We start from the raw sequence: 12,781 nt of genomic DNA on the forward strand, positions 1-12,781 counted from the left end.
CCCCCTGCCGCCACCGGTCAGCAGTCGGTCAGACGCAGGAAAATCGCTGCCAGCTGTTCGATGCCCGCCTGGTCCTGCGCGGTAAAGCGCGCCAGCGACGGGCTGTCCAGATCAAGGACGCCAATCAGTTGGCCGTCCTTGATCAGCGGCACCACCAGTTCGCTGTTCGAAGCACTGTCACAGGCGATATGCCCAGGGAACGCGTGAACGTCCTCCACCCGCTGGGTTTGCCGCGATGCCGCCGCCGCGCCGCACACGCCACGACCGAACGGAATGCGCACGCAGGCAATCTGGCCCTGGAACGGGCCAAGCACCAGCTCTTCGTCACGGTTGAGGTAGAAGCCGGCCCAGTTAAGGTCATCCAGCTGGTTGAACAGAAACGCGGAGAACTGCGCGCTGTTGGCGATGAAGTCGCGTTCATCGGCCAGCAGCGATTCCAGTTGCGCACACAGCATTGCATAGCCATCCAGGCCCGTGCCGGCCTGTTGCAAATCGATCATGGTTGACGCTCCAACAACTTGAGACCCACCCAGTAACGGGCGAATTGATACGCGCACCGGCCATTGCGGTTGCCGCGCCCGGTGGCCCAACGTACGGCCAAAATATCCAGCGCTTCATCGCACTGCCATTGCAAACCGGCCTTGCTGGCCAGTTCGCCAATCCAGTGCTCGACCACGTTCAGGAAATGTTCCTGAGAGAACGGGTAGAACGACAACCACAGGCCGAACCGGTCGGACAGGGCGATTTTATCTTCGACGGCCTCGCTGGGGTGCAGCTCGCCGTCCACGCGTTTCCAGTTGTCATTGTCGCTCTGGTTTTCCGGCACCAGGTGACGGCGGTTGGACGTGGCATACAACAGCACGTTTTCTGGCGCCTGCTCCAGCGAGCCGTCCAGCACACTCTTGAGCACGCGGTAGTCGCCCTCGCCGGCCTCGAACGACAAGTCGTCGCAGAACAGGATGAACCGCTGCGGCAGCTTGAGCAGTTGCTCGACCACGCGCGGCAAGTCGGCCAGGTGATCGCGCTCGATTTCAATCAGGCGCAAGCCGGCCTTGGCGTGCTGGGCGAGCAAGGCGCGCACCATGGACGATTTGCCCGTGCCGCGCGAACCCCACAGCAGCGCGTGGTTGGCGGGCAAGCCATCGAGAAATTGTTGGGTGTTGCGGGCCAGTTGTTCGCGTTGCTTGTCCACACCGATCAGGTCGCTGAGGCGCATGTCCAGGCTGACTTCCAAGGGCAGCAAAAAGCCACTGCGGCCTTCGCGCTGCCAGCGGGCGGCGAGGCACTGGTCCCAGTCGATGGCTTGGCGGGGCGCCGGCAACAACGGTTCCAGGCGTGCAAGTACCGCGTCGGCACGCTCAAGAAAGGCATTCAATCGATTATCCACGACTATTCCTCTGGCAAGTTCTTGCAAAAGATGGCGTATTGGCAACCCTGCGGCAGACTGCGACAGGGCTGCACCTGTAAAAAAATCAACGATTATGCCGAGCAAGCCAAAGCCGGTGGATGTTCAGCTATGCTTGCCGGGCGAAGGGAAACGTGAAGTGGTTCAACACCCGATGGATATCAAGTTCGCCCACCGCTTGTCTTATAAACAAGCTCGATTGACTGTGCTGGTCGGTTTCGTCTTGGGAACCTTGCTCAGTCTGATCCAAATCGGCATTGATTATGCCAGCGAAGACGCATCCATCAACCGTGAAATCCGCTCGCTGATCGAAATCAGCCATAACCCCGCCTCCCGTATCGCCTACAACATCGACGCCGAACTCGCCCAGGAACTGACGCTGGGCCTGCTGCACTCCCCGGCGATCACCCGTGCGCAATTGGTCGACAACAATGGCGTGGTCCTGGCCGACGTTGATCGCCCGCGCAAGGAAAGCACGTACCGGCCCATCAGCGATTTTCTGTTTGGCGCCAACCGCCAGTTTGAGGATCGGTTGTTCCTCAGCCACATGCCTAATGATTCTTTGGGCGTGTTGCGCCTGGACGTCGACACTTACGCCTTCGGCAGCCGTTTCCTGCACCGCGCCGAGATCACACTGCTTAATGGCTTTGCCCGCAGCCTGCTGCTGACCGGCATCCTGTTGGGCCTGTTTTACGTGATGCTGACCCAGCCGCTGGTGCGTATTATTCGCGCGCTGAGCACCAGCAAGCAGGCGCACCTGGATTGCCCGCCAGGGCACGAAAACGACGAAATCGGCGTGCTGGTCAGTGTCGCCAACCAGCAGTTCGAAAACATGGAGACCGAAATCCAGCAGCGCCGCCACGCCGAGGACCGACTCACCGAGTACCTGGGCCAACTGGAAGATATCGTCTCCGCACGCACGCTGGAGCTCAAGGCCAGCAACCAACGCCTGAGCCAGTCCAATGATGAGTTGGAGGCTGCGAAGATGACGGCGCTGGGCATGGCCCAGGCACGGGCGGCGTTCCTGGCCAACATGAGCCACGAGATTCGCACGCCGCTCAATGGCCTGCTGGGCATGATCGCCCTCTCGCTGGACAGCCCGTTGAATGCCGAGCAGCGCCAGCAACTGTCGATTGCCCATGACTCCGGCAAAGTGCTGGTGGAATTGCTCAACGATATTCTCGACCTGTCCAAGTTTGATGCCGGCCAGCTGGAGCTGGAGCGTATCCCGTTCGATCTGAGCTCGCTGGTGGAAGACACCGCCAACCTGCTGTCGCAGAACGCAGCACCGAGCGTTGAACTGACGTGCTTGATCGACCCACTGTTTCCCGCCCAAGTGATTGGCGACCCGACACGCGTGCGGCAAATCGTCAGCAACTTGCTCTCCAACGCCTTGAAGTTCACGCGCTTTGGCCGAGTCGACGTGCGCCTGAGCGCCAGTGAGGGCCGGGTGAAGATTGAAGTGTGTGATACCGGTATCGGCATCGCTCAGGATGCGCAGGTAAAAATATTCCAGCCGTTCACCCAGGCCGGCGCAGGCATCACCCGCCAGTTTGGTGGCACGGGGCTGGGGCTGGCGTTGACGCACAATCTGTGTGAAGCGATGAAGGGCCGGCTGAGCATCAGCTCGGAAGTCGGGTTTGGCAGCCAGTTCTGCGCCGACCTGCCACTGCCCACGCATTTGCCCGCGACGCGTTACGCGCCACTGGCAGGCGAAGTCATTGCCATCACCAACGCCGGCAGCGGCCTGACGGAATTGCTCACCACCCTGTTGCCTCACTGGGGGCTGGCGCCGCGCGTTTATTCTCAAGACGACGACCTGAGCGGGCAAAATCCCGACCTGTTGATCACCGATTGCCCGGAGTGCCTGTTCCGCCTGCGCCCAGCCATCAAGGCGCCCATTCTGCTGGTCACCGCCTACGGCAACTTTATGCCCAGTGAGGAAGTGGCAGCCCTGGCGCCGCTGCAGCAACAGGCGCGCCCTTTGAGCCGCAACGCGCTGTATCAGATCCTGCAACGCAATTTGCGCAGCGACGCGCCACTGATCCTCGACCCGATCCAGATGGAAGCCGCGCCGTTTACGCACCGGGCGCGCATCCTGCTGGTGGAGGACAACCCGGTCAATCAACTGGTGGCCAAAGGCATGCTCAGCAAGCTCGGCTGCGAAGTGGTGGTGGCCGCGCACGGTGGCGAAGCGCTCAAGTTCCTTGAAGAGCAGCGCTTTGACATGGTGCTGATGGACTGCAACATGCCGGTAATGGATGGCTACGAAGCCAGCCGGCAGATTCGCCGCAGCGGGCGCTGGCCCGATTTGCCCATTGTCGCCTTGACGGCCAACGCCCTCTCGGAAGAGCGCGAGCGTTGCCGGGCCGCGGGCATGGATGACTACCTGGCCAAACCGTTCCGCCGCGAAGAACTCAAGGCTCTGCTGGACCTGTGGGTGCCGCAGACGACAACCCTTTGATCTGCGCCAGCAACTGGTCCAGGCCTTCGCGCAAGGCATCGGCCTGGTTCAGGTCGATGCCGCTGTCACACAGCAAGCGGGTTTTCAGGCGGTGAGTCTGGTGGCGTAACTGCACACCGGCCTGAGTCAGACCCAGGTGCACTTCCCGCTCATCCCGTGCGCTGCGTTGGCGGCTCACCAGATCGAGTTGCTCAAGACGCTTGAGCAGCGGCGTCAATGTGCCCGAATCGAGCATCAGCCGCTCGCCCAAGGCCTTGACGGTCGGCTGCGGGGCCGTTGCCTCGTGCCACTCCCACAGCACCAGCATGACCACGTACTGCGGGTAGGTCAGGCCCAGCCGGTCAAGCATTGGCTTATAAGCACGCGTCACCGCCCGTGAGGCAGCGTAGAGCTTGAAACACAGCTGGTCGTCCAGTGCCAGGGACACGCCGGATACATCGATCATTTGAGCAGGGCTTCAATCTCTTGGGTCAGGTCCTGAGGCTTGGTGGTCGGGGCAAAACGCTTGACCACCTGACCGTCACGACCGATCAGGAACTTGGTGAAGTTCCACTTGATGCCCTTGGAACCCAGCAAGCCCGGCGCTTGTTTTTTAAGCTGCACGAACAGCGGGTGGGCCTCGCTGCCGTTGACGTCGACCTTCTTGAACAGCGGGAAACTGACACCGAAATTCAACTCGCAGAACTCGGAAATCGCGCCTTCGTTGCCGGGCTCCTGCTTGCCGAATTGATTGCAGGGGAACCCCAGCACCACCAGGCCCTGGTTCTTGTACTGCTGCCAAAGTTGTTCAAGCCCCTTGTACTGCGGGGTGAAGCCACATTTGCTGGCGGTGTTGACCACCAAAATGGCCTTGCCGGCGAAGTCGGCCAAGGTCTTTTGCTCACCTTTGATGGTGGTGCACGGGATGCTCAGCAGGTTGGTGCTCATGGCAGTGCCTCAAACAGGGGAAAGACCTGAAACGATAGTAGGCAATTCAATTGTGTGCAATTTAATTGACCGCATTGATGAGGCCCTATTTGCTCACATCAATCCCTTCATTCACGTCCGATACAAAAGTGGGAGCGGGCTTGCTCGCGAATGCAGTGGGTCAGCTACCAATAGGTTGACTGACACACCGCATTCGCGAGCAAGCCCGCTCCCACACTTGGAAGGTGCTGCCTGCCCTAGCGCGGGACGAGGTCCAGGCACACCGAGTTGATGCAGTAGCGCAAACCAGTCAGCGGCGGACCATCCGGGAACACATGCCCCAGGTGCGCATCGCACTTGGCGCAGGTGACTTCGGTGCGGATCATGCCGTGGCTGACGTCGCGGATCTCGATCATCGCGCTGTCGGCGATCGGCGCGTAGAAGCTCGGCCAGCCGCAGCCGGAGTCGAACTTGGTTTTGGAATCGAACAGCGGCTCATTGCAACAGATGCAGTGATACACACCGTCGGTTTTGGTTTCGTTGTATTTGCCGCTGAACGGGCGCTCGGTGCCCTTGAGACGACACACCTGATACTGCGCGGGGTCGAGCATGTCCCGCCACTCATCCAGGGTTTTCTGCAACTTATCCATCAATCCACCTCGGCAACTGAAAAAGCCTGATCTGTATCTTTTCCACGGAACAGGCGGCACGTATGATTGCGCCTCTTAAAAACGCCAGTCTGGCACCCGCGCTACCGGCATTCAAACGTATTTATGGGTGCAGGCCTCGCAGGATTCGCAGTACGGTAGTGTCCACGCCGTCTGGATCGTTCATTTTCAGGATCACATCGCCATGCAGGTCAGCAAATCGAACAAGCTCGCCAACGTCTGCTACGACATTCGCGGCCCAGTGCTCAAGCACGCCAAACGCCTGGAAGAGGAAGGCCATCGCATCCTCAAGCTGAACATTGGCAACCCGGCGCCATTTGGTTTCGAAGCGCCGGACGAAATCCTCCAGGACGTGATCCGCAACCTGCCGACCGCCCAGGGCTACAGCGACTCCAAGGGCCTGTTCAGCGCGCGTAAAGCGGTGATGCAGTACTACCAGCAGAAGCAGGTGGAAGGTGTCGGCATCGAAGACATCTACCTGGGCAACGGCGTGTCCGAGCTGATCGTGATGTCCATGCAGGCCTTGCTCAACAACGGCGACGAAGTGCTGGTGCCGGCGCCCGACTACCCGCTGTGGACCGCTGCCGTGACCCTGGCTGGCGGCCACCCGGTGCACTACCTGTGCGATGAAGGCGCCGACTGGTTCCCGGACCTGGCCGACATCAAGGCCAAGATCACGCCGAACACCAAGGCCCTGGTGATCATCAACCCGAACAACCCGACCGGCGCCGTGTACTCCAGGGAAGTGTTGCTGGGCATGCTCGAGCTGGCACGCCAGCACAACCTGGTGGTGTTCTCCGACGAGATCTACGACAAGATCCTTTACGACGACGCCGTGCACATCTGCACCGGCTCTCTGGCGCCGGACCTGCTGTGCTTGACCTTTAATGGCCTGTCCAAATCCTACCGCGTGGCGGGTTTCCGCTCTGGCTGGATCGCCATCTCCGGGCCCAAGCACAACGCCCAGAGCTACATCGAAGGCATCGACATGCTGGCCAATATGCGCCTGTGTGCCAACGTGCCGAGCCAGCATGCAATCCAGACCGCACTCGGCGGCTACCAGAGCATCAACGACCTGGTGCTGCCACAGGGCCGCCTGCTGGAGCAGCGCAACCGTACCTGGGAGTTGCTCAACGCGATCCCCGGCGTGAGCTGCGTGAAACCCATGGGCGCGCTGTATGCGTTCCCTCGGATCGACCCGAAGGTCTGCCCGATCCTCAACGACGAGAAATTCGTGCTCGACCTGCTGCTGTCGGAAAAGCTGCTGGTGGTACAGGGAACGGCGTTCAACTGGCCGTGGCCGGATCACTTCCGCGTGGTGACATTGCCGCGAGTGGACGACCTGGACATGGCCATTGGTCGCATCGGCAACTTCCTCAAGTCCTATCGCCAATAACGCACATGCCGCCGTACGACCGACATTCGGTCGTACGGCGAGTATCTGGCAACACTTCTCTACCCGCCGCCCCCTCCTCCCCGCCGCTGCACGCCACGGAGCGGTCAGCCTCCTATAATTGCAGGGCGCGAAGGCTTGAATGGGGTGATCGCGGCTGGCTTTTCGGCTCGGAAAATCCTTTCAAGGCTCTACATTCAGGCTGTAGGACACAGTTTGAAATAGTCGCTCGGTTGAATCGCCCCAGGCCGCACCTTATATACCCCGCAGTACGCGACATATTAAGCATGAGGAGAATTCTACAACCATGATGCGCATCCTGCTGTTCTTGGCCACTAACCTGGCGGTCGTGCTGATTGCCAGCATCACCCTGAGCCTGTTCGGCTTCAACGGGTTCATGGCGGCCAACGGGGTTGATCTGAACCTCAATCAGCTGCTGGTCTTCTGTGCAGTCTTTGGTTTTGCCGGCTCGATCTTCTCGCTGTTCATCTCCAAGTGGATGGCGAAGATGAGCACCAGCACCCAGGTCATCACCCAGCCACGCACCCGCCATGAGCAATGGTTGCTGCAGACCGTTGAGCAGTTGTCCCGCGAGGCTGGCATCAAGATGCCTGAAGTCGGGATTTTCCCGGCGTATGAGGCCAACGCCTTTGCCACCGGCTGGAACAAGAACGACGCCCTTGTTGCGGTGAGCCAGGGCATGCTCGAACGCTTCTCCTACGACGAAGTGAAAGCGGTACTGGCCCACGAGATCGGCCACGTGGCCAACGGCGACATGGTCACCCTGGCGCTGGTACAAGGCGTGGTGAACACCTTCGTGATGTTCTTTGCACGGATCATCGGCAACTTCGTCGACAAGGTGATCTTCAAGAACGAAGAAGGCCGCGGCATTGCCTACTTCGTGGCGACCATCTTTGCCGAGGTGGTGCTGGGCTTCCTGGCCAGCGCGATCACCATGTGGTTCTCGCGCAAACGCGAGTTCCGCGCGGACGAAGCCGGTGCCCGCCTGGCCGGTACCGGGGCGATGATTGCGGCACTGCAACACTTGCGCTCCGAACAGGGCCTGCCCGTGCACATGCCGGACAGCCTGACCGCGTTTGGTATCAACGGTGGCATCAAGCAAGGTTTTGCACGCATGTTCATGAGCCACCCGCCGCTGGAAGAGCGGATCGACGCACTGCGTCGCCGGGGCTGATAGCTGCGCGGTAACACAAAAAAGGGGCGATCTGATCGCCCCTTTTTTGTGAGTGCCTGAATCGCCATCGCGGGCAAGCCCGACTCCCACAAGGATCTGCTCAGGTTCACATACACGGTGAGCGACGCGGTCAATGTGGGAGCCGGGCTTGCCCGCGATGGCGATAGCAGGGTCAGTACCTTGTCAGTTGGTACACGCGCTCTTCCAGCCGCGTGACACCGTCTTGCACAAACTTCCAACTCTCACCCAGGATGTCTTGCTCCTCCACCACCTGCACAGCCCAGTGCGAGCCCAGCAACACCTTCACCTCATCATCGGTTACCGCAAACGGCGGGCCAGCCTTTTGTGTCTGATCGTAGTCGAGGGTGATCAGCAAACCCTGACAGCCCGGGCGCAACAAGGCATTCAGATGCTCGGCGTACTGCGCCCGCATCAACGGCGGCAACGCGATCAATGCCGCGCGATCGTAAAGCGCGGAGCAATCGGCCAGCGCTTCGGCGTCCAAGGCAAAGAAATCGCCGCACCACACCTCGATCTGATCCGCCTGGTACACCTTGAACACGCCATGCTGGCTGATCTTGGGCATCAGCCCTTGCTCACTGAAGAACGCCTCCACCGCCTGCTCGGACAACTCCACACCCAGCACGCGGTACCCCAAGCTTGCCAGCCACATCAGATCCAGGCTTTTGCCGCACAGCGGCACCAACACCTTTGCCCCTTCAGCCAAGGCCAGTTTTGGCCAGTGGCGTAGCAGGTAGGGGTTGACCTCGGGCAGATGAAAACCGATCTGGTTGCGTGCCCAACGCTCTTGCCAAAACTTAGGCTCCATGGAATCACCCTGAAAATTCGATCAAAAGGCGCTAAAACTTATATTAGATTTAGATCAATGATCTGATTGAAGATGGGCCCATGTTAACGCTCAGGACCCTACTTATGTTCCCCAGCCTGTTTATCTCCCACGGTTCGCCCATGCTCGCCCTGCAACCCGGTGCCAGCGGCCCGGCACTCAAGCGCCTGGCGGCCGAGTTGCCACGGCCCAAGGCCATTGTGGTGGTCTCGGCGCACTGGGAAAGCCAGGGCCTGCTGGTTACCGGCAGCGCCGCACCCGAGACCTGGCACGATTTCGGCGGCTTCCCACGGGATTTGTTCGCCGTGCAGTACCCCGCACCCGGTGACCCGCAGTTGGCAGCCCAGATAGTCGAACTGCTCAAGGCTGATGGCCTTGAGGCGCGCGTCGATGACCAGCGCCCGTTCGACCATGGCACCTGGGTGCCCCTGTCACTGATGTACCCGGCCGCCGATATCCCGGTGGTGCAGGTGTCGCTTCCAAGCCGTATGGGCCCTGCCCTGCAAACCCGCGTCGGGCATGCGCTGGCCAGTCTGCGTGAGCACGGCGTGCTGTTGATCGGTTCGGGCAGCATCACCCACAACCTGGGCGAACTGGACTGGCATGCCGGACCTGAGAGCATTGAGCCTTGGGCGCGCGATTTCCGCGACTGGGTAGTGGACAAACTCGCCGCCAACGACGAGGCGGCCTTGCACGATTATCGCCGCCAGGCGCCGCATGCCGTGCGCAGCCATCCGAGTGACGAGCACCTGTTGCCGCTGTATTTTGCGCGGGGCGCGGGTGGCGCATTCAGCGTGGCGCATCAGGGGTTCACCATGGGTGCGCTCGGGATGGACATCTACCGCTTCGGCTAACGCAGATCTAAATGTGGGATTGAGTGCTAATCCAAACCTGAAATCCAGGCAAAAAAAATCCCCGAACCAGTCGGGGATTTTTTATGTGCGATCAATCAGCCCAAGGGCGGATCAATCTTCGCGGTAGCGACGCAGCTTCAGCTGCTTACCGGCAACGCGAGTGTCTTTAAGCTTGGTCAGCAGTTTTTCCAGACCGTCTTCCGGCAGCTCCACCAGGGAGAAGCTGTCACGAACCTGGATACGACCGATCGCTTCACGTGCCAGGCCACCCTCGTTGAGGATAGCGCCCAGCAGGTTCTTGGCCGCGATGCCATCACGCGCGCCCAGCGCGGTACGGCAACGAGCACGGCCTTCAGCCAATGGAACCGGAGCACGACGCTCACGATCACCACGGTCTGGACGGTCGCCAGTACGCTCTGGACGATCACCGCGCGGAGCGTTGTTCGGCACCAGTGGACGTTCTTTCTCGATCGCAGCCAGGGTCAGCGCTTGACCGTTGGTAGCCTTGCGCAGCAGGGCTGCAGCCAGGGCACGCGGGGTGCAACCGATATCGGCAGTCAGGCGGTCCAGCAGTTCGCCGTGGGTCGATTCAGCGTCAGCCACCAGCGGCGACAGGCTGTTGGTCAGTTTCTTGATGCGAGCATCGAGAACGGCCTGGGCATCCGGCAGGCGGACTTCGGCAACTTTCTGACCGGTTACACGCTCGATCACTTGCAGCATGCGGCGCTCACGCGGAGTCACCAGCAGCAGTGCACGACCTTCGCGACCGGCACGGCCGGTACGGCCGATACGGTGAACGTAAGACTCTGGGTCGTACGGCATGTCAACGTTGAACACGTGGGTGATACGTGGAACGTCGAGACCACGGGCAGCAACGTCGGTCGCCACAACGATGTCCAGACGGCCATCCTTGAGGGAGTCGATCACGCGCTCACGTTGGTTCTGGGCAATGTCACCGTTCAGCGCAGCGGCTTTGTAGCCTTTGGCTTCCAGGGCACTGGCCAGGTCCAGGGTCGCTTGCTTGGTGCGCACGAACATGATCAGGGCGTCGAAGTCTTCGACTTCCAGCAGGCTTAATACAGCCGAGGTCTTCTGGTCAGCGTGAACCAACAGGTGAGCCTGTTCGATCGCGGTAACGGTCTGAGTCTTGGTCTGGATCTTCACGTGTTGCGGATCGCGCAGGTGGCGTTCGGCAATGGCACGGATCGACTGTGGCAGGGTGGCCGAGAACAATACGGTCTGACGGGTCGGTGGCAGCGCCTTGAAGATGACTTCCAGGTCATCCATGAAGCCCAGCTTCAACATTTCGTCAGCTTCGTCCAGAACCAGGTGGTTCACGGTCGACAGGACTTTTTCGTCACGACGCAGGTGGTCGCACAGACGGCCCGGAGTGGCGACAACGATCTGTGCACCGTTACGGATTGCTTTAAGTTGTGGGCCCATAGGCGCGCCGCCGTAAACGGCCACAACGGTTACGCCTGGCATTTGCTTGGCGTAGGTTTCAAAAGCGGTTGCTACTTGCAGCGCCAACTCACGGGTTGGCGCCAGGATCAGGGCTTGCGGCTCGCGCTTGGCAGGATCGATGCAGTGCAGGATTGGCAGGGCGAACGCGGCGGTTTTACCGGTACCGGTTTGCGCTTGGCCAATCATGTCTTGGCCGGCCATGATGATCGGGATCGATTGCTGCTGAATAGCCGAAGGTTCTTCGTAGCCGGTCGCGATGACGGCTGCAAGAATGTTCGGGTTAAGATTAAAAGCGGCGAAGCCGCCGGTTTCCTGGGTCATGGGTCTGCCTCTAAGTGCATCCGCAAAGACCCATGCTCCAAAGCTGCGCATGCCGTGTTGAGACTCAAGAGTCGCCCTGGCTGCTTTGTCGGCGGGGATTTGCGAAAACGAATGAATGAAAAAGATTCGTCAAGGAAGAGTCCGCTGTGCGGACGTGCAGCCGAAGCTGACTTCGGGGAATTGCGCTACCTAAACGCGGCCCGGTTAAAGGCCGGCGCGCACTATACCGGAAATAGCTGAAAAAGGGAGCTTTTTTTATCGCAAAGCGCCGATAAACCGCGCTGCATCAAAGCCTTTGCGGATAGCCGCGCCAGGGTCTATTTTTCAAAGGCCCGGCCCTGTTGGTCATAACGCTTAAACGGTTCACCTGCCCATCAAGACCTTTGGTCTGAAACCCACCCAAGCCCTGAGGGCACACCCGATGAATCAAGCCAGCAGCAGTCGCGTCAGCCGTGAGTTACAGGGCCATGTCCTGCTGTTGGGTCTGGACCGAGTGGCCAAGCGCAATGCCTTTGACCTGGATCTGCTCAATGAGCTGAGCCTGGCCTATGGCGAATTTGATCGAAACGACGAGGCCCGGGTGGCCGTGGTGTTTGCCCACGGCGACCACTTCACCGCCGGGCTGGACCTGGCCAATGTCAGCGGCGTGATGTCCGGAGGCTGGCAACCGCCACTGGGCGGCTGCGATCCATGGGGGGTGTTCGCCGGGCCGAGGGTCAATAAACCGGTGATCGTCGCGGCCCAGGGCTACTGCCTGACCATCGGCATCGAGTTGATGCTGGCAGCCGATATCAATATTTGCGCGAGCAACACGCGCTTTGCGCAAATGGAAGTAAAGCGTGGGATCTTTCCGTTTGGCGGCGCGACCTTACGTTTTCATCAGGTGGCCGGCTGGGGCAACGCCATGCGCTGGTTGCTCACCGGCGATGAATTTGATGCACACGAGGCGCTCAGGCTGGGCTTGGTGCAAGAAGTGATGGCCAGCGAAGATTTGCTGCCGCGCGCCATTGAGCTAGCCAGCCGTATTGCCCGCCAGGCGCCGCTGGGTGTGCAAGCGACGCTGATGTCGGCGCGCCAGGCACGGATGGAAGGCGAAACCGTTGCCGCCGCCGGGTTGCAGGTGGTGGTGGAGAAGCTGCTCAACAGTGAAGATGCCAAAGAGGGTGTGCGGGCGATGGTTGAGAAGCGGCCGGGGGTGTTCAAGGGGATTTGAGTAGAACAGTGTCGGCCTCATCGCGGGCAAGCCCGCTCCCACATTTGATCG

General features: G+C 60.4%; 12 protein-coding genes. 5 read left to right on the plus strand and 7 right to left on the minus strand.

Features of this window, described 5'->3' with window-relative positions; genetic code table 11:
• Positions 1-17: 17 nt before the first annotated feature.
• Together ACM530_RS01190 and ACM530_RS01195 are read right to left on the minus strand one after the other, a co-directional pair.
• Positions 18-500 (minus strand): GAF domain-containing protein, encoded by a 483-nt coding sequence (locus ACM530_RS01190; RefSeq protein WP_145165098.1) that lies wholly within the window; start codon positions 498-500, stop codon positions 18-20.
• Positions 497-1,387, minus strand: a complete 891-nt coding sequence (locus ACM530_RS01195; protein ID WP_416364098.1) for an ATP-binding protein — start codon at positions 1,385-1,387, stop codon at positions 497-499. The genes ACM530_RS01190 and ACM530_RS01195 overlap by 4 nt, the downstream gene beginning before the upstream one ends.
• A gap of 172 nt (positions 1,388-1,559) precedes the next feature.
• On the opposite strand from ACM530_RS01195, the gene ACM530_RS01200 reads away from it, so the two are divergent.
• A complete protein-coding gene (locus ACM530_RS01200; RefSeq protein WP_145165102.1) occupies positions 1,560-3,869 on the plus strand; it encodes a hybrid sensor histidine kinase/response regulator in 2,310 nt (769 codons plus the stop codon).
• Here the strand turns inward: ACM530_RS01200 and ACM530_RS01205 are convergent.
• The 3 genes from ACM530_RS01205 to msrB all read right to left on the minus strand — a co-directional run bounded on the left by ACM530_RS01205 (position 3,823) and on the right by msrB (position 5,425).
• Entirely contained in the window at positions 3,823-4,314 is a 492-nt protein-coding gene (locus ACM530_RS01205; RefSeq protein ID WP_416364099.1) for a MarR family winged helix-turn-helix transcriptional regulator, read from the minus strand. The two genes, ACM530_RS01200 and ACM530_RS01205, sit on opposite strands and share 47 nt — an antisense overlap.
• Positions 4,311-4,796: a glutathione peroxidase gene (locus ACM530_RS01210; protein ID WP_416364100.1), complete on the minus strand. Its 486-nt coding sequence runs from the start codon at positions 4,794-4,796 to the stop codon at positions 4,311-4,313. Before ACM530_RS01210 ends, ACM530_RS01205 begins: the two co-directional genes overlap by 4 nt.
• 236 nt (positions 4,797-5,032) lie before the next feature.
• Positions 5,033-5,425: a peptide-methionine (R)-S-oxide reductase MsrB gene (gene msrB, locus ACM530_RS01215; protein ID WP_416364101.1), complete on the minus strand. Its 393-nt coding sequence runs from the start codon at positions 5,423-5,425 to the stop codon at positions 5,033-5,035.
• A 202-nt stretch (positions 5,426-5,627) separates the two neighbouring features.
• Here msrB and ACM530_RS01220 point away from each other — a divergent pair, with 202 nt between their 5' ends.
• Both ACM530_RS01220 and htpX read left to right on the plus strand, forming a co-directional pair.
• The gene (locus ACM530_RS01220; RefSeq protein WP_027607001.1) at positions 5,628-6,839 is read left to right on the plus strand and encodes a pyridoxal phosphate-dependent aminotransferase; all 1,212 of its coding nucleotides are present in this window, start codon (positions 5,628-5,630) and stop codon (positions 6,837-6,839) included.
• A 304-nt stretch (positions 6,840-7,143) separates the two neighbouring features.
• Positions 7,144-8,031 (plus strand): protease HtpX, encoded by an 888-nt coding sequence (htpX, locus tag ACM530_RS01225; RefSeq protein ID WP_106576811.1) that lies wholly within the window; start codon positions 7,144-7,146, stop codon positions 8,029-8,031.
• Positions 8,032-8,203: 172 nt separating this feature from the next.
• Here the strand turns inward: htpX and ACM530_RS01230 are convergent, their stop codons facing one another.
• Positions 8,204-8,860, minus strand: a complete 657-nt coding sequence (locus tag ACM530_RS01230) for a thiopurine S-methyltransferase (RefSeq protein WP_242193786.1) — start codon at positions 8,858-8,860, stop codon at positions 8,204-8,206.
• Between the two features lie 104 nt (positions 8,861-8,964).
• Here ACM530_RS01230 and ACM530_RS01235 point away from each other — a divergent pair, with 104 nt between their 5' ends.
• Positions 8,965-9,732 carry a DODA-type extradiol aromatic ring-opening family dioxygenase gene (locus tag ACM530_RS01235; RefSeq protein ID WP_145165115.1) on the plus strand — a complete coding sequence of 256 codons (768 nt, stop codon included), beginning with the start codon at positions 8,965-8,967 and terminating at the stop codon, positions 9,730-9,732.
• Between the two features lie 111 nt (positions 9,733-9,843).
• Here the strand turns inward: ACM530_RS01235 and ACM530_RS01240 are convergent, their stop codons facing one another.
• Positions 9,844-11,517, minus strand: coding sequence for a DEAD/DEAH box helicase (locus ACM530_RS01240; protein ID WP_065872724.1), 1,674 nt, complete (start codon positions 11,515-11,517; stop codon positions 9,844-9,846).
• Positions 11,518-11,938: 421 nt separating this feature from the next.
• On the opposite strand from ACM530_RS01240, the gene ACM530_RS01245 reads away from it, so the two are divergent.
• Positions 11,939-12,730 carry a crotonase/enoyl-CoA hydratase family protein gene (locus tag ACM530_RS01245; protein ID WP_145165117.1) on the plus strand — a complete coding sequence of 264 codons (792 nt, stop codon included), beginning with the start codon at positions 11,939-11,941 and terminating at the stop codon, positions 12,728-12,730.
• Positions 12,731-12,781: the final 51 nt, after the last annotated feature.

This window comes from Pseudomonas sp. NFX183, from assembly GCF_047943075.1.
Lineage (GTDB): Bacteria > Pseudomonadota > Gammaproteobacteria > Pseudomonadales > Pseudomonadaceae > Aquipseudomonas.